19 protein-coding genes are annotated in these 26083 nt (G+C 37.5%); 8 read left to right on the forward strand and 11 right to left on the reverse strand.

What is annotated here, in order from left to right; genetic code table 11:
- Positions 1–3 precede the first annotated feature (3 nt).
- The 9 genes from FJR47_RS00270 to pta form a co-directional block, all read right to left on the reverse strand.
- Positions 4–2142, reverse strand: coding sequence for a TonB-dependent receptor (locus FJR47_RS00270; RefSeq protein WP_152298504.1), 2139 nt, complete (start codon positions 2140–2142; stop codon positions 4–6).
- Positions 2143–2197: 55 nt separating this feature from the next.
- Positions 2198–2464, reverse strand: coding sequence for a hypothetical protein (locus FJR47_RS00275; RefSeq protein WP_152298505.1), 267 nt, complete (start codon positions 2462–2464; stop codon positions 2198–2200).
- 20 nt (positions 2465–2484) lie between these two features.
- On the reverse strand, positions 2485–4860 hold the full coding sequence (gene ppsA, locus FJR47_RS00280) for a phosphoenolpyruvate synthase (protein WP_152298506.1): 2376 nt from the start codon (positions 4858–4860) through the stop codon (positions 2485–2487).
- 54 nt (positions 4861–4914) lie between these two features.
- Complete coding sequence (pyk, locus tag FJR47_RS00285; protein ID WP_152298507.1) at positions 4915–6363, reverse strand: pyruvate kinase; 1449 nt, start codon at positions 6361–6363, stop codon at positions 4915–4917.
- A 46-nt stretch (positions 6364–6409) separates the two neighbouring features.
- On the reverse strand, positions 6410–7558 hold the full coding sequence (locus tag FJR47_RS00290) for an MFS transporter (protein WP_241855402.1): 1149 nt from the start codon (positions 7556–7558) through the stop codon (positions 6410–6412).
- 96 nt (positions 7559–7654) lie between these two features.
- A complete protein-coding gene (locus tag FJR47_RS00295; RefSeq protein WP_152298509.1) occupies positions 7655–8674 on the reverse strand; it encodes an aldo/keto reductase in 1020 nt (339 codons plus the stop codon).
- A gap of 27 nt (positions 8675–8701) precedes the next feature.
- Positions 8702–9268 carry a hypothetical protein gene (locus tag FJR47_RS00300; protein ID WP_152298510.1) on the reverse strand — a complete coding sequence of 189 codons (567 nt, stop codon included), beginning with the start codon at positions 9266–9268 and terminating at the stop codon, positions 8702–8704.
- 77 nt (positions 9269–9345) lie between these two features.
- Positions 9346–10518 carry an acetate/propionate family kinase gene (locus tag FJR47_RS00305; protein ID WP_152298511.1) on the reverse strand — a complete coding sequence of 391 codons (1173 nt, stop codon included), beginning with the start codon at positions 10516–10518 and terminating at the stop codon, positions 9346–9348.
- Positions 10515–12596 carry a phosphate acetyltransferase gene (gene pta, locus FJR47_RS00310; RefSeq protein WP_152298512.1) on the reverse strand — a complete coding sequence of 694 codons (2082 nt, stop codon included), beginning with the start codon at positions 12594–12596 and terminating at the stop codon, positions 10515–10517. The genes FJR47_RS00305 and pta overlap by 4 nt, the downstream gene beginning before the upstream one ends.
- Positions 12597–12840: 244 nt before the next feature.
- Here pta and FJR47_RS00315 point away from each other — a divergent pair, with 244 nt between their 5' ends.
- From FJR47_RS00315 to FJR47_RS00350, 8 genes are all read left to right on the forward strand, one after another.
- The gene (locus tag FJR47_RS00315) at positions 12841–13098 is read left to right on the forward strand and encodes a c-type cytochrome (RefSeq protein ID WP_241855403.1); all 258 of its coding nucleotides are present in this window, start codon (positions 12841–12843) and stop codon (positions 13096–13098) included.
- Positions 13099–13153: 55 nt separating this feature from the next.
- Positions 13154–13465: a hypothetical protein gene (locus FJR47_RS00320; RefSeq protein WP_152298513.1), complete on the forward strand. Its 312-nt coding sequence runs from the start codon at positions 13154–13156 to the stop codon at positions 13463–13465.
- 73 nt (positions 13466–13538) lie between these two features.
- Positions 13539–13862 carry a hypothetical protein gene (locus FJR47_RS00325; RefSeq protein WP_152298514.1) on the forward strand — a complete coding sequence of 108 codons (324 nt, stop codon included), beginning with the start codon at positions 13539–13541 and terminating at the stop codon, positions 13860–13862.
- The gene (locus tag FJR47_RS00330; protein WP_152298515.1) at positions 13859–15055 is read left to right on the forward strand and encodes a TolC family protein; all 1197 of its coding nucleotides are present in this window, start codon (positions 13859–13861) and stop codon (positions 15053–15055) included. Before FJR47_RS00325 ends, FJR47_RS00330 begins: the two co-directional genes overlap by 4 nt.
- The gene (locus FJR47_RS00335; RefSeq protein WP_152298516.1) at positions 15052–16119 is read left to right on the forward strand and encodes an efflux RND transporter periplasmic adaptor subunit; all 1068 of its coding nucleotides are present in this window, start codon (positions 15052–15054) and stop codon (positions 16117–16119) included. Before FJR47_RS00330 ends, FJR47_RS00335 begins: the two co-directional genes overlap by 4 nt.
- Positions 16119–19193 carry an efflux RND transporter permease subunit gene (locus FJR47_RS00340; protein ID WP_223176062.1) on the forward strand — a complete coding sequence of 1025 codons (3075 nt, stop codon included), beginning with the start codon at positions 16119–16121 and terminating at the stop codon, positions 19191–19193. The genes FJR47_RS00335 and FJR47_RS00340 overlap by 1 nt, the downstream gene beginning before the upstream one ends.
- Before the next feature lie 85 nt (positions 19194–19278).
- Positions 19279–22077: an SUV3 domain-containing protein gene (locus FJR47_RS00345; RefSeq protein WP_152298518.1), complete on the forward strand. Its 2799-nt coding sequence runs from the start codon at positions 19279–19281 to the stop codon at positions 22075–22077.
- Positions 22078–22176: 99 nt separating this feature from the next.
- Complete coding sequence (locus FJR47_RS00350; protein WP_152298519.1) at positions 22177–23451, forward strand: ATP-binding protein; 1275 nt, start codon at positions 22177–22179, stop codon at positions 23449–23451.
- 20 nt (positions 23452–23471) lie between these two features.
- Here FJR47_RS00350 and FJR47_RS00355 read toward each other — a convergent pair whose 3' ends face one another.
- Together FJR47_RS00355 and FJR47_RS00360 are read right to left on the reverse strand one after the other, a co-directional pair.
- Positions 23472–24506 (reverse strand): hypothetical protein, encoded by a 1035-nt coding sequence (locus FJR47_RS00355; protein ID WP_152298520.1) that lies wholly within the window; start codon positions 24504–24506, stop codon positions 23472–23474.
- A gap of 8 nt (positions 24507–24514) precedes the next feature.
- Positions 24515–25966 carry an MBOAT family O-acyltransferase gene (locus FJR47_RS00360; RefSeq protein ID WP_152298521.1) on the reverse strand — a complete coding sequence of 484 codons (1452 nt, stop codon included), beginning with the start codon at positions 25964–25966 and terminating at the stop codon, positions 24515–24517.
- Between the last annotated feature and the right edge of the window lie 117 nt (positions 25967–26083).

Raw genomic sequence — 26083 nt, forward strand, 5'->3', positions numbered from 1 at the left:
TTTTCAACTCTCAAAAGGCACTCTAAGGGAAAATGAGATATTTCTTCCCATGCCAAGAGCATATCCTTTGTATGTGTCTAAAAAGTCTCTATACTCTTTATCAAAGAGATTGGATATTTTGATGCTCAATTGTGGCTTATATTCAAATATATCAATATCAGATGTGTATCCAACTCCCCATAATGAGTAGCTTTGTGTATCGGCTGTTCCAAATGGAGTGTTGTTGTACTGCGCAAATGGTTCATATGCGCCACCTACTTGCTGATCATCAATATATTTATAATCTATAAAGAGAGTTGAGTTTTGCATCGCTCCTAAATTTCCAAGATTTTGATAAATTGCCAGTTTTAGGTTGTTTGCAGGAATGAGAGGCAGACTTCTATCGTTTTTCGTGTCACGCCCCTTTATAACCTCAAAAGTTCCCGTTGCGCGTGTTTTATCGCTTAGCATTGTATCAACTGAAAACTCAATACCTTGCATTGTCGCATCAGTCTGCTCATTTTTCATCTCAGGAAGTGTCATGCTCCCAACCGTTACGCTATTTCCGGTATTTTGCAAAAAGATATAGTTGTCTATATAGGTATGATAGAGAGCTATGCTTGCTTTTGTCTTTTCATCTTTATATCGCAGCGCTATATCAGCGCCCATACTTATCTCCTCTTCAAGGTTTGGGTTTCCAAGCTGATATGCTTGTACGCCTCCGTGAACCCCGCCCGCATAGAGCTCAAAAATGCTAGGCGCCCGAAAACCTCTGCTTATATTTACCGCGATATTGAAGTTTGTGTTAAGCTTGTATGTGGCTCCTATAGATCCCGCAATGGCAGAAAATTTTTTGCTGTTGTTTGACGCATCAAAGATACCGCTGGCAACAAAAGGTGCATTATTTCCATCTGTTGGCGCATTTATCTCGATTTTGCTGTATCTTAGGCCGCCTTGAAAAATCCACTCTCCAATATCCGCCTCTTCAAAAATATAGAGCCCTAAACCTTTCTCTTTTGCGCTTGGTGAGAGTTTTCCGCTCTTTAGCGTTTGATCTTTATCATATCCCTCTATGCCTATTTCACCATCAAAAATGGAAAATATCGGATGTATAAAAGCTAGTTTTGCATCTGTTCTATCTACATTTAAATCAACATACGCATTTGTTCCTTTTACGCTCTCCATAATCTCATACGGTGTATTTGTAGCTGCTTCTCTGGTGTTGATGGTGTGGGATATCATCGGTTTTATAATCCACTCGCCCGCAAAAATTTCGGCTTTTAGCTGTGTTTCATTGTTAGAGAGATCCTGTCCCGCGGAGGATACAGGAGTTAAATCAGGTAGATGCCCTAAAAAGTTCTGGTAACTTTGCCAATAGGTGTGCCCAAGCGATACTTCACCCCACTCATCTCTATATCCCAGAGCTATATATGCCGATGTGTTTTCAAAGTTTGTATAGGGGAGTTCACCTGAGAAAAGCGGAAGCGTACCGGCAGGATCTCCGCTTTTATAGGTAGGGCTTGAAGCTGTTTTATAATTGTCGGCTTCTCTTTTTGAGACTCCTACATTAAGACCAAACTTACCTTTTGCCATTTGTGCTTTTACGCTGCTCATCCACTCATTGTTGTTTGTGTTGTATTCACCGGCTAGTTCGCCTTTATACACTACGGAATCATCTGATGTGGAAAGTAGTTCCGGCGACAGTACATTTACGACTCCTCCTAGAGCGTCAGAGCCGTAAAGAACTCCTTGTGCACCGCGGATAACTTCTATATTTTGAGCGAAAAACGGATCAATGTTTGCCAAATGGCGGATTCCGTAAGTTTGAAAATCTGTAGCACTGCCGTTTGAGACTATTTTTACTCTCTCTCCGCTCATGCCGCGAATCACCGGTTTGCCCGATTGAGAACCTGTAGCAATGTTATTTACTCCCGGAATGTCTTCTAAAATTTTTCCAAGAGAAGCAGTAGATTTTTTTGTTATTTCATTGGAGCTAATAGCATCTATTTGAGCAGGAACTTCAAAAGTTTCATGTTCGTGAATAGGTGAAGCGGACACGGTAAGCGCGTCTAAAGAGATAGATTGTGTATCACTGCTGTCTGCATATAGAGATATTGCTGAGAATAAAGCAAGTAGCAGCGAGTTGTGTAAAGTTTTATGCATATTTTTATCCTAAAATATATATTTTTAATTTTTTGTGCTGATAATTTTTTTTGTTTTAGGATATTTTAGGAGGTGCGCGGTTTTGATATGTTGCTGTTTTTATATATAAATAGGAGAGAAGAGTGTTTTGTATAATTTTTTCAAAATGAAAAACTTCTATCTCCGCAGCAAATTCAACAGCATCTGCAGACACCAGATTTTGACTTACTGTACATATAAAGCATGAAGAGTCATCATGATGCTTTATATGCTCTACTTCATGTATAGAAGCAAAACTCGCGGCAATAAAAAAGAGCAGAGATAGAATTAGATGCAGTTTCATTAGTGAAATTTTATCATAAATTATCTGTTTTCTAAATCAGTTACAACCTGACGCATTTTAAAAAGCGAATCTGGATTAAGAGAGATGGAGTCTATGCCCTCTTGTACCAAAAACTGTGTAATTTCAGGGTAATCTGATGGCGCCTGCCCGCAGATGCCTATATATTTGCCTCTCTCCTTGCATGCTTTTATTGCCATCTGAAGCATTCTTTTTACTGCCTCATTTCTCTCATCAAAGATATGAGAAATTTTTGCACTCTCTCTGTCAACGCCAAGCGTAAGCTGTGTCAAGTCGTTTGAACCTATGGAGTAGCCGTCAAAAACTTCTAAAAATTTATCGGCTAAAATAACATTTGCTGGTATTTCGCACATTGCGTATATTTCAAGCCCGTTTTCGCCTTGATGCAACTCTTTTTTATTTATAATTTCTATAACTTTTTTGCCCTCTTCAGGTGTGCGCACAAATGGAATCATTATTTTAATATTCTCAAGCCCCATCTCATCACGCACTCTCTTTAGCGCTTCGCACTCCCACTCAAAGGCTTCGCGGTAACTTTCGTCATAGTATCGGCTGGCACCTCTAAAGCCTATCATCGGATTTTCTTCAACGGCTTCATACTTTAGACCGCCTAACATATTGCGGTATTCGTTGCTTTTAAAGTCGCTTGTTCTTATAATTACAGGTTTTGGGTAAAAAGCCGCTGCAATCATCCCAATGCCTTCACTCAATTTTTGCAAAAAGAACTCTTTTGTATCGGTACAAGGAGTCATAAGTGAGTGAATCTCCTCTTCATCTTTAACTTTTTGGTTCTTGTGCATAGCAACAAGAGCCATTGGATGAGCTTTGATGGAGTTACTCATAATAAACTCCATCCTTGCAAGCCCGACACCGTCATTTGGAAGTTTTGCAAAGTGAAAAGCTTCGGCAGGATTTCCTACATTTACATAGAGTTTGGTTTTAGTAGGTTTGAGATTTTTTATATCCAATGTTTTAACAGAGAAGGGAATCTCACCCTCATAAACATACCCCTCGTCGCCCTGCGCACAGCTAACAGTAACTTTTTGCCTATCACGCAGCACTTCAGTAGCATTCGTACATCCGACAACAGCAGGAACGCCTATCTCTCTTGCTACGATAGCCGCATGACATGTGCGGCTTCCGCGGTTAGTGATTACGGCAGAGGCTTTTTTCATGATGGGTTCCCAGTCGGGATTTGTAGAGTCTGCAACTAAAATATCACCATCATTAAAGCGTTGAAATTCAGATGTTTTGTTTATAATACTTACTTTTCCGCTGCCTATTTTATCGCCGATTGCTCGTCCTGATGTTAAAATTTTTGCATCTTTGATACCATCAAGCGAGTAGCGCCGGCTTGTCATACTTTTGTTTTCTCTGTTTTTTACAGTTTCAGGTCTTGCCTGAACGATGTAGAGTTTGCCATCATCCCCATCTTTTGCCCACTCAATATCCATAGGCCGGTTGTAAAGATTTTCTATAATAACGGCTATTTTTGCCAATTCAATAACCTCATTATCAGTTATAGAGAAACTGTTTTGCTCCTCTTTTGTAGTGGCAATATCTATAGTGCGTGATTTTTCATCGTAAAGCATCTTCTCTTTTTTGCTTCCCAAAGAGCGTTTGATTATGGCTTTTTTACCCTCTTTGAGCGTAGGTTTAAAGATAAAAAACTCATCCGCATTGACGCGTCCGCTCACCACATTTTCGCCCAGACCCCAGATGGAGTTTATAAGTATAAGATTTTCAGATCCGCTCTCCGTATCAATGCTAAACATAATTCCGCTTGATGAGATATCGCTTCGCACCATCTTCTGCACACCGACTGATAGAGCTACTTTGAAGTGGTCAAATCCTCGGCTTGTGCGGTAGCTGATGGCTCTGTCGGTAAAGAGTGAAGCAAAACATTTTAAAACGCACTCAAGAAGTTCCTCTTTTGTGCTTACATTTAAAAAAGTCTCTTGTTGCCCTGCAAAAGAGGCGTCAGGCAGATCTTCCGCTGTTCCCGATGATCGCACAGCCACATCAACAGCATTTTTTTTATATTCACCAGAGAGAGTTTTATATGCTTCAATAAGTTCATCTGCGAGCACCTTTGGAAGATGAGAGTTTAAGATAAGAGTACGCACCTTTAGTCCGCGCTCTTGAAGATTGTTTGTGTCATTTATGTTTAAATCACTCAAAATAGAGGCTATCTTGTTTTTTATTCCGTTTTCTTCTAGAAGCAGCCAGTAGGCATCGCTTGTTGTCGCGAAGCCGTTTGGAATATTTACCCCTTTTGGAGTAAGATTTTGGTACATCTCCCCAAGTGAAGCATTTTTGCCGCCAACGATTGAAATATCATCAATATTTAGTTCATTAAAAAATCGTATATATTTCATAAAATAACCTTTTTGTAAAAATTATATATTTATAGTAGCATAAATATATATTTATTATGTATTTAGATTTTTAAAAAATCCTATACCATCTGAAGTAAGTACCCGAATTACATTTGTAGAGCCGCTTACTCCCATAGGACTTCCTGCTGTAAGAATATATGTTTTTTTCTCATCTAAAATACTCTTTTTTAACCCTTTGTTTATAACATCTTTAAGAGTTTGGCTGATAGAGCTTTTTTTAATGCTAAAAGCGGGAACAACGCCCCATGAAAGAGTAAGTTGTCTATGCACTTTATCATTATGGGTAATAGCATAAATAGGTTTGCTTGGACGATATTTTGCTAATTCTCTTGCAGAATTACCGGAGTTTGTAAGAGAGATAAGAGCTGCTGCATTCAAATCTTTTGAGAGTCTGACGGCTGATTCATCTATTGCAGTTGTAATTTCCTTATGTTTGTGTTCATAAAATTTATGATAAGGATACTCTTTTTCCGCCTCTTTTATAGTTTCATACATTGTTTTAACTGCCAAAACCGGGTAGTCACCAATTGCACTCTCTTCAGAGAGCATAACAGCATCAGTCCCATCTAAGACGGCATTTGCAATGTCGCTTATCTCAGCTCTTGAGGCTCTTTGACTCTTTGTCATAGAGAGCAGCATCTGGGTTGCAGTGATAACAGGTTTTGAAACTTCATTCGCTTTTTTAATAAGCATTTTTTGTATATTTGGAACTTCATAAAATGGTACTTCAATGCCCAAATCTCCGCGTGCAACCATAAGACCGTCACTTACTCTTAAGATATCATCTATATTCTCAATTGCATCAAATTTTTCAATTTTTGCAATAAGCATCTGTTTTCCACCGTGTTCATCCACAATTTTTCTTGCATTAAGCATATCTTGGGCATTTTGTACGAAAGAGATAGCCATAAAATCAACACCGTTTTTAACGCCCCATGCTATATCTTTTCTGTCTTTTGGCGTTAAAACATCGATATTAATATAGCTGTTTGGAAAATTAACTCCCTTTTTACTGCTTAAAATACCGTCATTTTCTATGGTTGTAAAAACAGAGCCGTTTTTGATCTCAGTGACTTTGGCACGAATAATGCCATCATACAGATAAATAAATTGACCAATATGCAGCTTCTGTAAAATCTCTTTTTTGTTTAGGGTTAATCTATAGTGGGCATCTTCTACTCTGCAGCCTACAATATCTTCTTGGGTAAATTCTAAAATATCTCCGCTTCGTAGTTCAAAACTTTGCTTAAGTTCCCCTACACGAATCTTTGGGCCACTAATATCCTGTAGGACTCCAACAATTAAGCCTGTTTTTTTTATGGCTTCTCTGATGTGTTTAAGTACCATTTTATGGTATGCATAATCTCCATGGGAAAAATTGAGTCTAAAAACATTTACACCGGCTCTTATAAGTTCTTCAAGTTTTTCTGTACTATCACAAGAAGGACCTACAGTTGCTACTATTTTTGTTCTTTTTTTCATAAAAGGAACCTTTTTATGCAGATTTTTTATATGATATCAAAAAAGTTTAAAGGTTATCCTGTCTAGGGTCAAGGTGTGGAAACTCTGCTCCCGCGACACTTGGCATATTTACAAAAACACTCATATCCTCATCAGCTACTCTTTCACTTGAGAGTGAGTAAAATCCTAAAAACAAGCTTAGAATTAAAAAAGATAAAAAGATAAAATGATCAAAAAAATATGATCCCAAACCAATTATAAGAGGGGATGCAAAAGAGCCCAAACCATAAGCAAAAAGGAGTGTTCTGCTTATTTCAAGTATATTTTTGTTTTCATCAACAATATCATTTGCTCTTGCTACAGCTAAGGGGTAGAGACAAAATATGCCAAAACCCAGAAGTGCCCCAAAGAGATAAAAAAGAGACTCATGATAGGGGGCTAAAATAAAGCAAACAGAGACAAAAGCGATAAAAAAACTGCTATATGCAATAACCTTTCTTCTTCCAAGCCTATCAGATAGCATTCCAATTGGCCACTGAGAGATCAATCCGCCTATAAGTGCAACGGTCATAAAGATAGAGACTATCTCAATTGAGTTAAAATTTTCAACTATATATACCGGTATCATAGTAAAAAAACCTCCGACAAAAAACCCTCCTATAAAACTGCTGGCAAGCGCAAGAGGGGCAATGTTAAATATTTTTGGTAGACTGTATCTTTCAAAGGGTTGCAAAATAGGCTCTTTTATCTTTGTCATAGAGATAAAAACAATAGAAAAAAGAACCAAAATGGAACCCATGATAAAAAAGATATGACTCTCTTTTTCTCCAATATTAAGGATTAACTGACCGATAGCTGTTGCCAAATAAAATATGATAGTATAAACAGCAAGAATTTTTCCTCTATGCGATTCAGTGCTTTTTTCATTAAGCCAACTCTCTAAAATAATAAGTAGTCCATAATAGGCAAAACCCGAGAGAAGTCTAAGAACAGCCCAAAATATTTCATTGAAATAAAGACTATGTCCTAAAAATCCTATAATCATAACAGAAGCAAAAGTGGCAAAACTTCTTATATGTCCGACTGTTGCAATAATCTTTTGGCTAAAGATAGAAGCACCGATAGCTCCTAGAAAAAATGCGGCATTTATAACGCCTATTGCTATATTGCTAGAGTCGCTCTCTTTGAGATAAACTCCGATAAAAGTTAAAATCATTCCATAGCCTACAGCTAAAAAAGCTATAGCAAAAAAGAGGGATGATATGGGAATAATTGAGAATCTGTCTTTGGAAGTCATATTTGATATTTTACACTATCCCATCGGATAGAGTATCTCCTGATGCACAGCATCGCATGCTTTAAGAATTTCATCGCTTAAAACAAGATCCATTGCAGCCAAAGATGCATCTAACTGCGCCGCGTTTGTAGCGCCTATTATTGTAGAAGCAACAAAGTCAAACTGTTTTGACCATGCGATAGCCAGCGTTACAGGGTGAATCTCGTGATCATATGCTATTTTTAGATATTTTTGTGTTGAAGCGAGTGTTTTGTCGTTCATAAATCTTTGTGCCATAACACGCTGACGCTTATTTGGAGATTGTAGATATTCGCTAAAACGACCTTGCATATCCGCATTTTGATTGTACTTACCGCTAAGAACTCCACCAGCAAGCGGTGAATAGGAGAGGAGTGAAATTTGTTCTTTTTTTGCTACTGCTGCAAGCTCATCTAAAAAGCGTCTGTTTAAAAGTGAAAAGTTGTTTTGAATCGATTCAAATCTTGCATACCCCTTTGCTTCTGATGTCATTAACGCTTTTGTAGTCCCATAAGCGGTATCATTGGAAGTTCCTATATAACGAACTTTCCCCTCTTGCACAAGTTTGTCAAATGCTTTTAAGCTCTCCTCAATCGGTACTATAGTGTCTGGCCAATGCATCTGATAAAGATCTATATAATCAGTTTTTAATCTTTTTAAACTTCCCTCAACCGCTCTTTGGATGTGAAAACTGTCAATTGCCGTAAGCCCGTGTCTTACAGGTGGAACATACCATCCTGAAGCCGCTCCCGCAACTTTTGTTGCTAAAATAATGCTCTCTCTTGGTTTGGTTTTTAACCATTTGCCTATTATCTCTTCGGTTATTCCAGCAAGTTTTGCAGTCGGAGGAACGGGATAGAGTTCTGCTGTGTCATAAAAGTTCACACCGGCTTCGTAGGCTTTATCCATGATCTCAAAAGCCTCTTTTTGGCTGGGTGTTTGTGTTCCAAATGTCATTGTCCCCATGCAGATAGGGCTTACTCTTAAGCCGCTTTTGCCTATATACCTATATGTCATTTAGTATTGTCCTTCAAAATATTTAAATTATTTTTCACTGTTTTGAAGTTTTTCAAATCCATCTTTCAATAAAATAGAGACTTGTTTAACGGCATTTTTTAGTACTGTTTCACTATCTTCAGCGCTATCTTTTTGTGTTGTAAAACCTAAGATTTTTGTTTTGTCTATAAAGAGTTCACTTGTTGTGTTTGCATTGATTTTTTTACTCTCATTATGTGCATAAAGCGCAATAGTCATAGAGAGACGCTCTTTCTCCTCTTTTTTAAAGATATTTTTCTCAATTATCTCTTGTTCCTGAAAAAGAGAAACTTTAGTCTCTACGAGGTATTCGTTTTCTGATTTTAGAGGCTCAGCTTTTTTGTTAAAAACATAAAAACAGTTTGTCTCTTTTAGTGAATCAGCAAGAGCTTTTCTGATTTCATCAGGAGATATATTAAATGTTTTTGCACTATTTTGTATCTCGAGAGTATTTAAATAGAGTGTTGCAGAAGGAGCCGAACACAAACCTCTATTTTCGATATTTAAAACTCTTTTTTTATCGGCACATCCGGCAATAAAGAGAATCACAAACAGAGTAAATAAAATTTTTTTCATCATAACACATCTCCTCTTTTTATACAAAAGTATAACATATATTTAGACTCGAAACTTAGGCAGTTTTTATAAATGATTTATTGATTTTTTAAAAATTCTTCGCTCTGTTTTGCTATCTCAAACTCTTCATCTGTTTTTATAACAAAAATTTTTACTTTACTAGACTCTTTTGATATTAACGCAGCGTTTTGCCTGTTTGCTTTTTTATCAAGTTCAATTCCAAATATCTCTAAATTTTGTAAAATTTTCTCTCTGATTGTGTATGAATTTTCTCCGATACCCGCAGTAAATACAAGTGCATCCACTCTGCCGAGTATAGCAGCATAAGCTCCTATGTATTTTTTAACTCTTCTCACCATCATCTCGATTGCCACTTTAGATAGCTCGTCCTCTCTTTTTTCTATCTCTCTGAGGTCTTTATCTTTGCAGATTCCTAGAAGTCCTGAGTGTTTATTTAAAAGTGCATCTACTTCATCTACGCTCATTCCAAGCTCTCTTTGCATATAAAGAGGGATGGCGGGGTCAATGTCTCCGCATCTGCTTCCCATAACAAGCCCTTCCAGCGGGGTAAAGCCCATAGATGTATCTATACTTAAACCATTTTTGACGGCACATGCGCTTGAGCCGTTTCCAAGATGAAGTGTTATCATATTTAATTTTTTTGCATCCGTACCCATATTTTTAGCTGTCTCTTTCATTATATAGGAGTGCGAAGTTCCATGAAAACCGTATCTTCTGATTTTGTGTTGTTTATACATCTCATACGGTAAAGCATAAAGATAAGCCTCTTTGGGCATGGTCTCATGAAATGCCGTATCAAAAACAGCAATTTGTACAACATCGGGAGCTTTTTTTCTGCTTACTAAAATTCCCTCCAGATTTGCTCCATTATGAAGCGGTGCAAGCGGTATCAACTCTTTTATCTTCTCTATTACCTCTTCGTCTATAATCGTAACATCTTTAAAATACTCTCCGCCATGTACAACTCTGTGCGCTATAGCGTCAAGTACACAAAAATGTTCTACAATCTCATGCTTTTTTAAAAGAGCATTTATCTCTTTTAGTCCTTCATGATGTGTTTTTATAACAGAAGGTATAACATGTTTGTTAGTGTCATACTTAAATGTTATAGTTGAATTTGTCTCACCTATCTTTTCAACTAAAGCGTGTGCTAAAACTTTTCCTTGGGGCATAAGAAAGAGTTTGAATTTTATGGAAGAGCTTCCCGAGTTTATGACCGCTATTTTCATTTTTGCTCCGCTTGAATCGCCGTAATAAGGATAGTATTTACTATATCTTTTACACTGCATCCGCGGCTTAAATCATTAACCGGTTTTTTGAGTCCTTGCAAAATAGGTCCTATGGCAATTGCGCCGCCTGAGCGCTGAAGAGCTTTATATGTATTATTGCCGGTATTTAAATCTGGAAAAACAAAGACACTTGCTTCCCCCGCCACTTCTGAGTTTGGAAGTTTAAGAGATGCTACACTTTTGTCTATGGCCGCATCATACTGGATAGGTCCGTCAATTTTTAAATCTGGTTGAAGTGATTTTACTATTTGTGCAGCTTCTCTTACTTTGTCTACATCAGCTCCCTCTCCGCTTTGGCCTGTTGAATATGAGAGCATTGCTACTTTTGGTTCAATTCCAAAAGCGCGAGATGTTTTTGCACATGAAATAGCTATTTGAGCAAGCTCTTTAGCATTTGGGTTTTGATTTAGCGCACAATCTCCATAAACTAAAACTTTTGTTTTTAAACACATAAAAAAGAGGCTTGAAGCTATGCTTACGCCCGGTGAAGTTTTTATAATTTGCAGAGCAGGTCTTATAGTGTCTGCGGTTGTATGAATGGCACCGCTAACCATGCCGTCGGCGTGTTCTAAATGGACCATCATTGTTGCAAAGTAGTTTATATGGGCCATTGCATCTTTTGCACCTTGAAGACTTAACCCTTTCTCTTTTCTTATACTATAAAAAACATCCGCAAACTCTTCTAAAAGCTCAGATGTAAAAGGATTTATTATGGTTGCTTCGCTTAAATTAAGCCCAAATTTTTGTGCACTCTCTTGTATCTCATTTTCATCTCCCAGGAGTATGATATCTGCAACATTACGGCGCAGAACTATTTCAGCAGCTCTTAAAATTCTCTCATCACCGCTCTCGGGCAAAACAATCTTTTTTCTCTTTTTTGCAGCCATCTCAAAGAGTTTATACTCAAACATTATAGGAGTTATAACTTCGGTTTTTTGTGTTACTATCTTCTCTTCAATGACTTTTATATCTATGCTTGCATTAAAAAGTCCAAGAGCCAAAGCTATTTTTCTCTCGCTGTTTACTCTTAATCTAGAGTATACTTGAGTTAATTTTTTTGCAATTTGATATGTATCTGCTGCAACGGATAAAACGGGAAGATTAAACTCTTTTAGTCCTAAGAGAATCTTTTGTATATTTGGATGGATTTGCGTATCCGAAGAGAAGATAATTCCACTTATTTTTGGGTACTCTTTTGAGTAAAATGCTGCAATAATTGCTGTAACAATATCTGATCTATCTGCACACAGAACAACCAAATCATCTTCTTGCATCTGGTTTAAAAAGTTCTCAATACTTTGTGCGGCTATCTTAAAATTTCTTGTAACTCTGGAGTTGTCATTTGGCGAAAATAGTATCGGCTTGGCATCAAGCGCTTCTTTTACATCTTCAAGAGTCGGAATATCCAACTCTTTCACCTCTTTTAAAAGATAAATAGCAAAATCATGATTTTTTAATCTCTTTTTTAATTCAAGATATTTTTTGTCGCTGAGCCTGCTTACAAATGTAGCAAAATGGGTACAGTCGTGCGCACTTATATTTTCATTTTCTATCAATATGTTTTCATATATATCTTGCACGGATATCTCTTTTGCACCCAATATATTGATAATGGACGAACCGAAATTTTGTGCCAAAAGCATATTGAAGTCATACTCTATAGTAGATGTTAAAGATGAATGTCTGATCCCTTCACAAAGAACAAAATCGTAACTGTTTTCGAGTTTTTTAAACTTTTGTATAAGCTGATTTATCAGCTCATCCAGGCGTTTTGATGCAATCATATTTTCAACATAGTCTATATCAAAGCCATAAGCATCTTGATACTCCATATCAAGGTTATAGCGCTTTAAAATAAAGTCAATATCATTATCACGAATATTTTTTGAAAATATGACAGGGCGAAAAAAAGCAACTCTGTGTAGATTTCTTTTAAGTATATCCATCATGCCCATAGATACAAAAAGAGTACCGACATTCTTCTGCCCCGCAGATATGTAAAGTGATTTTATTTTCATATATTTACCTAAAAATCAATATGCTAAATCTTAGAATGTTTTTTGTTAAAAGCTGCTGTAATAGTAACTATAAAAAAATAAAATATAAGAAGTCATTATTAATGTGATATAATTTTATATCTACTAATTGATATGTGTTATCAATTTAAAAAATAAAATGCAGAAGTGAATTTTGAAAACAATATTACTAATTATAATGATTTGTGCCAGTTTTGTATATGCTGATATAAAAAATGGAATTTATGTGTATAAAACACACTGTGCGAATTGTCACAGTGTAAAGATGGAAGGAGGGATGGGTAGAGACTTTAATCTGGTTTCGTATGATAGAAGAAAAGAGCAGATTGTTTCATATATACAAAATCCGTCCATGAATTTTAGAGAGTTTGGCTACTCGGCAAATGCAATGCCAAAAATAGCGCTAGATGAAGAAGATATATATGATGTTGCAGAGTATATAGACAGTCTTCAAAAATTTAAAAAATGGATGAAAAAACAGTAGTGGTTAATACTCTTTAGAGGAAATATCATTAACTGTTTTTTAGTACAATAATATAATGAATTCGAAAAAAATATGGCTGTTTTTACTTTTATTTGCGATAAGTTTCTCAGCAACGCATGATTATGCTTTTGTTGTTTTGGAAGATAATCACTGCTCCGTAAATAGCTGTATCAGTGAAATTCAGAATGCGTCAAATGAAACAGCAGACACTTTGTGTGAAATTCATGCAGAATATCATGCGTCATATCTTTTTACAGAAAAATCAGCTTATATTGCAATTATTCAAAAAAGAGATACTCTTTTTAAATACAATAAAATGTTTCTTTCTTTGGACTATTTCAACTTCTTTAAACCCCCTATAGCATAATCCTTTTTACCAAATACAATTTATAAATTTTAAAATAGATAAGCATGCTCCTATGCATAAAAAAAGGATAATTATGAAAATTTTTATATTATGGATGATACCGTTTGTTCTCTTTGCTTCGGGTCAGACTATGAGTGTTTTAGATACTCTATATTTTAACAAAGCAGACAAGCAGCTTTTTAAACTTAAATATCAACAAAAAGCCAGAATGAATCAACTCTCTAACATAGATAAAGAAGAGGCAAGAGCTATTATAAAAGAGTCAACACAGCAGGAGACTCAAGGTATCAAACTGACAACATCGGGTAAATATTTGATCTATAGAGCTTCTACAAAGGACTACAACCTTGTTATCAATGCGCTTGATGGCACACTGATGCAGAAGGAGCCTAAGTGAAAATTATACTCTCCCTTTTAATGGCTGTTTTTTCTTTGAGTGCAGCGCCAATCTCGTTAGATGAGATATTGCTAAGAGTAAAAGATGAACATCCGCTCTCAAAATCGATCAAATCGCTCAAAGAGGCGCACTCTTCACAAAACAGAGCCTCAGAACTAAATGAGCCGCTTGAGTTTTTAGCAGCAGGTGCGTACGCAAAGCCAGATGCAGAGAAAGCCGGTTACGAGTACAGCGTTGGTTTGGAGCAAAATATCATGCATCCTGGCGCTAAAAAAGGTGCGGCGCGCTCTGTGAAATACCAAAACGAATCAGAGATCTTGGAACTACAGAATGATCTATTTCTTTTAAGACAAGAGATAAAGCTTCTCTACCACATCAACTGTTTAAACCAAAAAAGCACGCTGCAGTACAGGGACTCTTTTTTGGCTTTTGAGAAGTTTTATGAGAAAAAAAAGAGAGCCTACGAACATGGCGAGATCTCCAAAAAAGATCTTTTAGCGCTTCAAATAGAGCTTGATAGGATCAGAGCCGAGTATAAACTTTATGAGAATGCGGTTGCTATCTCTCGCAAAAATCTGGAGTCTAAAACTCTTCTGCCCTCTTTGAGAGAAGATGAACTCTCCTGCAAAGATACCATCCCAATCACAAAAGAGCTGCAGTTTAACTATGAAGATGAGACGCTTTTAGAGCAATCGATTGAAAAAAAGATATTGACATACCAGAGTGATTATGAGAGGTACAATGCCTCTTTTGACTCTTTTACTCTTGGAGCTGCTTATGAGAATGAGCTTGATACAGATAGATTTGTCTTCTCGCTATCTATGCCGCTCAATTTTACAAACTCCTTTAACGAAGAAAACCGTGCGGCGGCAATGCATAAAAAAAGTGCGCTTATGCATGAAAAAGAGGGAGTAAGGTTACAGAAGAGCTCGTATGCAGAGGCGCTTAAAAAAGAGCTGGTGCAAAATTATGAAAATATAACCGCATACCAAGCGATGGCACAGAAGTATGAAAATGAGCTGATGCCTCTTGTAAAGGGCGCTTATGAGCTCGGAGAAGGCTCAGTTGTGGAGTATCTTTTAAGCCAAAGAGAGCTTACAGACCTAAAAAAAGAGCTTATTGAACATTATAAAAAATATTATGAAACACTATTTAAACTCTATAGCGTTTTACAAACAAAGGAAGAACTATGAAAAAAATGATTATGGTGCAGATGATATTTGCATTTTGGCTTAGTGCAGATGTTACGCTCACACCCCAAGAGGAGAAAAGCTGGCAGGTTCAGAGTGCCAAAGCCAAAGAGGTTACCCATGTGCCACTTGATGTCTATATGATGCAGGTCACCACCCCGCCAAAACTTCTTCACACAACTTCCGTGCCGTATGAAGCGCAAGTGGTGCAGCTGCACAAAACAGAGTTTGAGCGTGTTGGCAAGGGTGAACTTCTTGCAACTCTGAGCTCACAGTACTGGATAGAGGCGCAAAAAGAGGCAATTGATACCTGGATAGAACTCTCATACAGCAAAAATGAGGCAGATCGCAAAGCACAACTCTGCAAAGAGGAGATAATCGCCCAAAAAGAGTGTCTTATCGCGGATGAGAATATGAAAAGAGACACAATAAAGCTTCAGGCTGCAAAAGCGCTTCTTAGATCTTACGGAGCAACGGATGAGATGATGGAAAAACTTTTTCATGAGTTTGTTATCTTGCCAAATATAGAACTTCGCTCACCGACTAACGGAGTGATTTTACAAACAGATATTCAAGTGGGCAAAAACATCTCTCCATCAAGCGCTCTTTTTGTTATAAAAAGAGATGGAGAGAACTGGATGGAGGCAGATATTCCCCAAGATGTTGTAAAAACTCTGCAGCCTTTGCAAGAGGTTACTTTAAAGGTTGCTAAAGAGGAGATAAAATCGAAGATAGAGCTTATATCCCCAACTCTTCACCCTCTTAATCAGACAAGATATGTTCGTTTTGTTCTTCCAAAAGATGCAAATCTTCTAGCCGGACTCAGAACAAAGGTCGAACTAAGTGTCGCAAAACGCGCTTTTATGATTGATAAAAAAGCCCTTATTAGAGAGAATGAAGAGAATATGGTGTTTGTAAAAAAAGCTCATACATACAGTTTACTCAAAGTAAATGTGCTCTTTGAGAATCGTGAAGTCTGTTATCTGGAGTATCAAGAGGCTCTTAAAGAGCCCATTGCTGTGAGTGCAACAAGCATACTGCAAAATAGACTCCAAGAGGATGAATAATGCGCCATCTTATCTCTTTTGCGCTCTCGCAGAGGCTTTTTACATCTCTGTTGGCTCTTATAATCCTGGGTTTTGGTATCAAGTCGTACAACAATCTTGCGGTAGATGCTTTTCCAGATATTTCGCCTACGCAGGTTAAGATAATTATGAAATCAAGCGGTATGACGCCCGATGAGGTGGAGTCACGCATTGTTATTCCCGTTGAGATGGGGATGCTTGGAATCCCACATCAAACAATTATTCGCTCAACTTCAAAATATGGTATTTGTGATATTGCTATCGACTTTGAAGAGGGAACGGACATATACTGGGCGCGTCAGCAGGTAAGCGAGCGTTTGAATGCCATAATGGATGAGTTGCCTGCAAATCTTGAAGGAGGGCTTGCCCCCATCAGCACGCCGCTGAGTGATATTTTAATGTTTACGATCGAGTCTCCCACGCTTGATCTTATAGAAAAACGCTCTTTGCTTGACTGGGTTATCGCACCGCAAATACGCTCTGTTAACGGTGTAGCCGAGGTCAACTCTCTTGGAGGCAAGGTAAAGACCTATGAAGTAACCCCGAAGCTTGATATGATGCGAACCTATCAGATCACACTTGAACAGCTTCTTGAAACTTTGGAGAAGAACAACTTAAATGACGGTGCAGGGCGTGTAACCCAAGGTGTAAACAGTGTTCTTGTGCGTAGTGTCGGGAGGATCAATGATATTTATGATATTGAGAATTTAAGCGTTACGACAATCGCAAACAAGCCCATCTATATAAAAGATATAGCAGATGTGCATATCGGTCACCTCACGCGCGCAGGTTTTTCAACAAAAAACGCAAACGGTGAAGCGGTGCAGGGGATTGTCTTGGGGATGAAGGGTGCAAATACGCAAAAAGTTGTCAAAGAGGTAAAAGAGAGACTCTCAAAGATGGAGTCAATGCTTCCTGCTGATACGAAAATAGATATCTTTTATGACCGCTCAAGCCTTGTCGATCTCGCAACCGATACCGTAAAAAATTCACTCTTGGAAGCAACTGTTCTTATTGTCGTTGTTCTTCTGCTTCTGCTCGGAAACTTCGCTTCAGCTTTTAGTGTCGCACTTATTTTGCCATTCGCGCTACTTATGAGCTTTATTGCGATGGATTATTTTGGGCTTAGTGCCAATCTTATGAGTCTGGGCGGTCTTGCCATCGCCATAGGTATACTTGTTGATTCAGCAGTTGTTATGGTCGAGCATATTACGGCAGAGCTTGGGAATGAGAAGCGCAAAAATGAGAAAAAAACGCATATTATCTATCATGCCGCTGTTGAGATGGCGCCATCTATCGTAACGGGCGTGCTTATCATCATCATTGTGTTTATGCCACTTTTAACGCTTGAAGGATTGGAAGGAAAACTCTTTAAGCCCGTGGCACTTAGTATCGTATTTGCACTCTTTAGCTCCTTACTCCTTGCTCTTACTCTTATACCGGTGCTAAGTTCGTTTATACTAAAGATTCGTCCCGATAAAGAGTCCTGGCTGATTCAAATTTTGCTAAAGTTTTTTAAACCAACTCTTGATTTTGCGATCAAACATGCAACCGCCGTCTTTGTCACTATCTTTTTACTTTTTGGCTTTTCTCTTTATCTTGCGTCAAAAACAGGCAAGACTTTTATGCCGACGATGGATGAGGGAACGCTTGTAGTAATGATAGAGTCCTTGCCGTCCATCAGCCTTGAGGAGAGCGTAGAGCTTAACAAAAAGATTCAAAAGAAATTAATGGCGGATGTTCCAGAAATTGCCTCTATTATCGCTAGAACCGGTACGGATGAGATCGGACTTGACCCTATGAGCCTAAACGACACGGATACTTTTTTTATTCTCAAACCGCAAGAGGAGTGGCGCGAGCCATCAAGAGAGTGGGTGAAAAATGAGATAAGAAAATCTCTTGATGAGATGCGGGGGGTCGAGTATGTTTTTACGCAACCCATCGAGATGCGTATCTCTGAGATGCTAACCGGAGTTCGCGGTGATTTGGCAATTGACATTTTCGGAGAGAGTCATAATGAGCTTGAGAGGATTGCGCAAGAGATCAAAACTATTTTGCAGAGTACGGAGGGAAGCAAAGATGTTTATAAAAAGAGCAACGAAGGGGTAGAGTATCTTGAACTTAGTTTCAATAAAGAAGCACTGGGTTACTACGGACTAAGCGAGCAGGAAGTTGCCCTATTTATGAAAACGATGATCAATGGAACTCAGGTCGGCATCATTCAAGAGGAGATGAGGCGAATTGACCTTATGGTAAAGGGTGACTCATCTATGCAAAACTCTCTGAGTGCTTTAGAGTCGCTCTACTACACTCTGGACGATGGCAGAAGCGTGCCGTTAAAGAGTCTTGTGACATTTACAAAAACAACGGGTTCTGTACAGATAGAGCATGAGAACGGCTACCGTAAAACCGTTGTTCAGAGCAATGTCGAAAATCGTGACCTTGTAGGTTTTGTTGAGGATGTAAAGGCGCAAATAGAACAGAGCGTAAAACTGCCTGAGGGGTACTATGTAACCTATGGCGGCGAGTTTGAAAACCAACAAAGAGCGGCTGCAAAACTGATGATAATCGTGCCCATAGCGCTTTTTCTGATCTTTCTTTTGCTGTTCGTCTCGTTTAACTCAATAACGCAGGCGCTGCTTGTCCTTATTAATGTGCCACTCGCACTTATCGGCGGATTTGCGGGGCTCTACCTAAGCGGCGAATATCTCTCTGTTCCTGCATCTGTAGGGTTTATTGCACTTCTTGGCATCGCGGTGCTCAACGGGGTAGTTCTTGTAAATACATTTAACAACCTCGTAGATAAGGGACATAGCGTCATAGATGCCGTACGCCAAGGAACAATCAAGCGTTTTCGTCCTGTTCTTATGACCGCAACCATAGCGGCATTTGGTCTGGTGCCGCTACTTTTTGCTACCGGTCCCGGTTCAGAAATACAAAAACCGCTGGCAATAGTCGTAATAAATGGCCTGATAAGCTCAACCCTTCTAACGCTTATTGTACTGCCGCTGCTCTATTTGAAATTTACCAAAGAGTGTGATTTTGAAAAATCATAAAAATAGAAACAATTATGCACTACTTGCCATAGTGCATAATATAAAATTAGAGCTCATTTTTAAACCCTTTTGGTTACAATAATATATGGCAAAGAAAAATAAGAAAAATTCAAAAATAAACCAAAAAATTAGAAAATATTTTGATGACGACCCGTTTGATGTCGGTGTGGAGAGAGTAAGCGCTCATACGCTAAGCGAGATGTTTGCTACACTGGGTATATATGATATTGACCAGAGTAAAGATATGTTGACAAAAATGGCAAGGATGCTGTGGAGTGAAGCAGATAGCGGTTTTCGCTCAGATATACTCCGTTTTTTTGCAAGTGATGGCAGAGTATATAAATCTACAACACCAAAAGAGCCAAATATAGACAGAGAAGATAAGATAGAAACGCTTATAGGCGAACTTGATGTAACACATGAAGAAGCAGCACTTTTGCATGAAGCATTTGCAGATGTGAGAAGCAAAAAAATAACCATAGAGAAGATGGAGTCAAAACTCCGCCACATCAGGTACAACCTCAAAAAAGAGAGGATAGAGAGAAAAGTCGACGGGGTTTTTGATATTGACGACTCTTTGGAGTTTAATGCTTCGTTTCACTATGTTTTGTATGGGCAGAGCTTTCATAAGATACTTACGCTTAACACAAAAGTCTACGAGTATGAGTACCTCCAAGATTGTGATGAAGCGCAGCTGGTAGAAGAGATTTTAGAAGAAAAAGAGCGCGTAATTGCTAAAAAGCAGCAAGAGATAGAAATTTTTATAAAAAATCTGGCAGATCCCCATCCATACTTAACACAAAAAGAGATCGCAGGTGCACTTCGCGCAACGCCGCCCAAAACAAAAGTCTCCTATCCGCTTTTAAAAGAGGGAATTTTATCTAGCATTATCGCCGGTGAACTCGGAGATGTGGAGATAGAGCTTCATGACGAAGAGCTTTTGGTAAGAATGAAGGAGAACCTGAAACTTCCTTATGCCGAGATTTCTCAAGAGTATATTTTAGAACTTCATGTTGAACTAAATTCACTGCTAGAAAATATTTGGGAGGCAAACGAGCTTGATTTTAGCGGGGCTGTAAATGAGTCAAAAAGAGAGCATGAAGAGCAATTTTTAAGCGATTTGCAAACACTTGCAGAGGAGTGCGGCACATATGCAACTCTGCTTCATCTCAGCAAAGAAGCTCTTTATACCAAAGTCTATGAAGTGCTTTTAGAACTTCTGCCGGCATCTCTTGTTATTTCACCAAAAATTACAAGAAAATGTGTGCGAAGATTTGTTCATAATATACATGATGAAATACTTAAAAAGCAGAGATATGAACTACTTGCAAGAACCATAAGAGATTTTAAAAACCTTTTCCCGACGGCACGCGATATGAGAAGAAAACTCACTCTTCACATAGGACCGACAAACAGTGGAAAGACATATCAGGCGATGCAAAAGTTAAAGAGTGCAGATACCGGCTATTACCTCGCACCGCTTAGACTTTTGGCGCTGGAGGGTTATGAGGATTTAATAGAGAGCGGGATTGAAGCCTCTTTGATAACCGGTGAAGAGCAGATAGTAAGCGAGGAGGCAACTCATATAAGTTCAACCATCGAGATGATAAATTTTGATGTAGATGTTGATGTATGCGTAATCGATGAGGTGCAGATGTTAGATGATCGTGATCGTGGCTGGGCATGGGCCAATGCCATCATAGGCGCACCCGCAAAAGAGATCATTATGACAGGTTCACCAAATGTAAAAGAGGCAGTTGTCGCACTTGCAAAGTATCTGGGTGAAGAGCTTGAAATCATAGAGTTTGAGAGAAAAAATCCGCTTACTCTTTTAGATGTGTCGACTCATGAAAAAGATGTTCAAAATGGTACGGCTATTATAGCTTTTAGTCGAAGAGATGTACTTAAGCTTAAACAAAATTTTTCCAAATATTTCAGCGTGAGCGTCGTTTACGGCAATCTATCTCCAGAGGTAAGGCGTGAAGAGGCAAGAAGATTTAGAGCCGGAGAAACACAGATTTTGATTGCAACGGACGCCATTGCCATGGGACTGAATCTGCCAATAAAGACTATTCTTTTCTCAAAAGCACAGAAGTTTGACGGGGTAAACGACAGAAACCTGCTTCCATGTGAGATACATCAGATTTCCGGCCGTGCTGGAAGATACGGTCTGCATGAAAACGGCTATGTCGGAGCTTTAAGCGGCGATGTTTTAAATATTATCAAAAAGAACTTTTACAAAGAAGCAAAATCTATAACTATACCATTTAAAGTGATGGCAAATCTTGAGCATATCAAGCTTGTAGGAAGCATTTTAGAAGAGAATTCGCTTCATGAGATACTAAAGTTTTTTGCAAAAAATATGGAGTTTGACGGACCTTTTATCGCCACAAATCTGGATGATATGCTGGAGGTCTCTGTTTTAGTAGATCAGTACGATCTGGATATCGCTGCAAAATACCATCTTGCTTGCGCACCGCTTACTCTCAAATCTCCATATATCGTCGCGGCTTACGAGAGCTATCTCGGTGCACTTGAGAAGAAGATGCCGATTTCATATACTCCGCCGCCGCTTCAAGGAAGTTGTGCACAGACTGCCGATGAACTTTTGCGCGCAGAAGATATGGTAAAAGAGATATCGCTCTATCTTTGGCTTAGCTATAGATTTGGCGACTACTTTGTAGATGTAAACAAAGCACGAGCGACAAGAGGAGTCTTAAACAAGTTTATAGAAAACTCGCTTCAACAAAATCAACTCGCTACAAAATGCAGAATGTGCGGCGCCCCGCTGCCTCTAAATTCCACATACGGCATATGTCAGGCATGTTTTAAGAAGAATTACGCAGGACGAGGAGTAAGCAGCAGAGGGTATAGAAAAAGATAGCTGAGTGATGAATCTACTTTATATTTATTGATTATGTAGCAAAAATCTAACCAATAAATGATATAATCAGGAATACAATCCATTTTAAGGCTATAAAATATGGAATCAATTCTTTTAGAAGACAACCCTCACTGGAGAGACAAAAGTGTCTATGATGACTTTATCCCAAGAGATATTTTGCCAAAAGCTATCTCTTTTCTTGAGACTAAGCAGATTATAGCGCTGATTGGAGCAAGAAGGGTTGGCAAAAGTACCATTGCAAAGCTTATGATAAAAGAGCTTTTAAAAACGGTTAAAGCTAAAAACATCTTTTTTATTAATCTTGAAAAACCTGAATTTATTCCCTACAAAAACGATGCGGCTTACCTAAGCAAAATTTACGATGAGTATCTCAAGCTTGCCGACCCGAACAAAGAGGAAAAAATCTATTTTTTTATCGACGAGATACAGATCTTTGAGAATTGGGAAGTATTTGTAAAAGCAAAATATGAAAATAGCAATATAAAATTTATCATCACAGGCTCAAACTCATCGCTTCTTACCTCAAACTATGCCACAACTCTTACGGGCAGAGTGCTAAAGCTTCAAGTACATAGTTTTAGTTTTTTAGAGTTTTTAAGATTCAAAAAGATTCCCTGCAGTACAAAAATAGAACAAATAGCCCATAAAATAGATATAGCAAGAGCAAAAGATGAGTACCTTAAATGGGGTGGCTACTATAATGTTATTGCAACGGATGATGAGCTGATAAAAAAAGAGATTTTGAAAAATATCGCAGAAGATATTATCTTAAAAGATATAGTTCCAAGGTACAAGATAAAAAACTCCGGTGCCATAAAAGACCTTTTTTATTATGTTGTCTCAAATGCAACAACACTTTTAAATTATGCAACATTGGCTAAAAAAATAAATATAGATGCAAAAAGCATCAAAGAGTATATTGAGTATTTTGAAGATAATTTTTTAGTCTATACTATCTCAAACTATCATACAAAAGTTACTCAGCAGATAAAATCCGCTAAAAAACTCTATCTAAATGACAACGGATTTTTAAACCTAGGGGTAACAAGAAGCGCCAATAGCGGCACAAGATTTGAAAATATGATTTTTACGATTTTAGCCCAAAAACATGGAAATATTACCTATTTAAGAGATACGGCAGAGATAGATTTTTTTGTGGAGTATGAGGGTTACTTTCAAGTCTCTTATGACATCCAAGATGAAAAAACCAAACAAAGAGAACTTCAAAGTTTTGGGTATTTTAACAAAGAGGGCAGATATAAAAACCTGCTTATCACTTACGATATAGATGAAAATATAGGAGATGTAGAGGTAGTAAGCTTTGAAAATTTTGTTTTTAAAAATCTACTCTAGTTTTGATGCATCATAGGCTTTTATTTGGTTGCGGAGGCTTTGGAGGTGTGAGTCGATGTTTTTTTTGTAACTAATACGCCGAAATCTTTTGGGATATTTGAATTTACAACTCCAGAAATTTTATTAGCTAATAATTTTGCTACATGTGGATAATAATGGTCATCGTCAGGATAATTATTTAAGTTTTTAGTTATTGAATTAATTGCCATAAAATGATGCACTTCTCCAAATATGGCAACAAGTTCTCTAAGCCATTTTTCATATTCTTTCCATCTTTTTCCATTTTTTATTATCGAAACTAATAAATCAGCAGTAACAGGGGAAGTAAAAATAATAAATTCACTTATTGGGTTTTCTTTTTTTATTGTTTCATGTATCTTTCTATAATCATTATTCCAAATGTATTTTTCTCCACTTAATTCATCTGTATGTCTAACTAAATTTTTCGTATATTGATGCAATCTTTCATTTTCTGATACTTTTTGTTGATATTTTATATTGTTTCTATCATAATAGTCTTTTGCTCCAAAAAAAGAATTTTTTATATTTGTAAGTGAATAGTTTAAAGCGTCAATAGATAATAAAGATTTTAATCTATAAAAATGTTCATTAGATTTTTTAATATAAAATTCTGGTTTTTGAAATTTTATTTGTTGAAAATCTGGCGTATCTGTTCCAAAAAAGTCTGAACCTATGATAATATATCGTAATGGCTTATTGATTTTTTCTCTAAAATAGTCTATGTATCCCTTGTACTCATATGGAAGCATGCTACTTGAAGCGTAGTTATAGATGTTCATATCAATAAAATCATTTTCATTTATAAATGTAGTCCTACTACTTCCAAGTAAAATTCCATCGTATTTTTCTAAGTTTCTATATGTAATGTAGTTTGTTTTTTGTTGTCTTTCATCTAAACCTTTTTGTAAGCTATTGAAATTATTTGAATGTGAGAAAGTCCACAAGGGATCAATAACATAATTAACAACTCCAACTCCTCCAACAATAAAAACAAAAAAAGAAAATACAAAAATGAGAAATTTTTTAGCTTGCATCAAAACCCTTAAAAATTAAAATATAAAAATTCACTTACTTTGGTTAGTGAAAGTACGCTAAAAGAGAGCAAGAAAGCGGTGAAGAGAGCCGTTTTTTTGTTCATGGTAAAACTTTCTCTTTTTTGCATTGAATTTTTAAATACTAGCACGAGAATAAAAGCTGCAAAAATCCAAACTGGAGTAAAATAATCCCCTTGAATGTTTTCTACAAATCCTCCAAACTCGATTCCGTAATTTTGCAAAAAAGAGAGTTTGCTTGCAAGTACATTAGGTAGCACAACCCCACCCATCCCAAACATCCCACCAAGCACCTTCAGCGCATCCTCCATCTCTTTGGCTCTAAAAAATACCCATGTGATATTGATAAAGTTAAAGGTGATAAACCATGCCAAAAGGGTATTCATTTTTAAGCCTAGCTGCTGCCAAATGCGATGAAGCACGATAGCCCCGCCGTGGAGTGCACCCCATATCACAAACATCCAGCTTGCACCATGCCAAAGTCCACCTACGAGAAAAACGCTAAAAAGATTGAAATAATTGCGAAGGGCTGCGACCTTGTTGCCACCTAAGGGGATGTAGATGTAGTCTCGCAAAAATCTGCTGAGTGTAATATGCCATCTGCGCCAAAAATCTTGGATGTTTGTGGCTTTGTATGGGCTGTTGAAGTTAATTGGGAGTTTTATATTAAAAAGAAGAGCGGCACCGATTGCCATATCGGTGTACCCGCTAAAATCAAAATAGAGCTGAAAAGTGTAACTTAAGCTAGTTGCCCATGCTTCAAAAAGGCTTAGTGTGCTTGCAGTATCAAAACCATTGGTCGCCCAGACGGCAAATGTGTCGGCAATCACTACTTTTTTAAATAGCCCTATGGAAAATATAAAAAGCCCCAAAGCAATGTTGCGGTAATTTTTCACCTTATTCCAATGGCTTGCAAATTGAGGCATCATCTCTTTGTGGTGCACAATCGGACCTGCAATAAGTTGAGGAAAAAAACTCACAAAAAGCGCATAGTTTAAAAAGTCGTACTCTTGTGTTTCACCTCTATAGCTATCTACCAAATAGGCAATCTGCTGGAAAGTAAAAAACGAAATGGCAAGAGGCAGAGCAATATGTAAAAGCGGTACATTGAAGCCAAAAATACCATTAAAATTTTCTATAAAAAAGTCGGCATATTTAAAATAGCCAAGAAGTGCGATGTTAAAAACTATTCCAAAACTCAAAAGCGTTTTTTTCGACACCTTCTTTGTTGAACTAAAAGAGTTTCCCACAGCAAAGTTGATAAGCATAGATGAGAGGATAATCGGTAAATACGCCACATTCCACCATGAGTAAAAAAACAAGCTCCCAAGCACAAGCCAGACTTTAGAAGCGATGATAAGACGCTTAGATGTAAGAAAAAAGTAACCAAAAAAGAGGATTGGTAAAAATAAAAAGATAAATTCGTAAGAGTTAAAGAGCATTTTTTTCCATATTGATAATGTTTTTACAAAGAACTGTTTCTAAATGGAGAAAAATAGTTCTTTTTTCGATAGATATTATCTATTTTTACAATTATAGTAAAAATACTTGAAATTAGA

The sequence above is a fragment of the Sulfurimonas xiamenensis genome, assembly GCF_009258045.1.
In the GTDB taxonomy this organism is placed as follows: Bacteria; Campylobacterota; Campylobacteria; order Campylobacterales; family Sulfurimonadaceae; genus Sulfurimonas; species Sulfurimonas xiamenensis.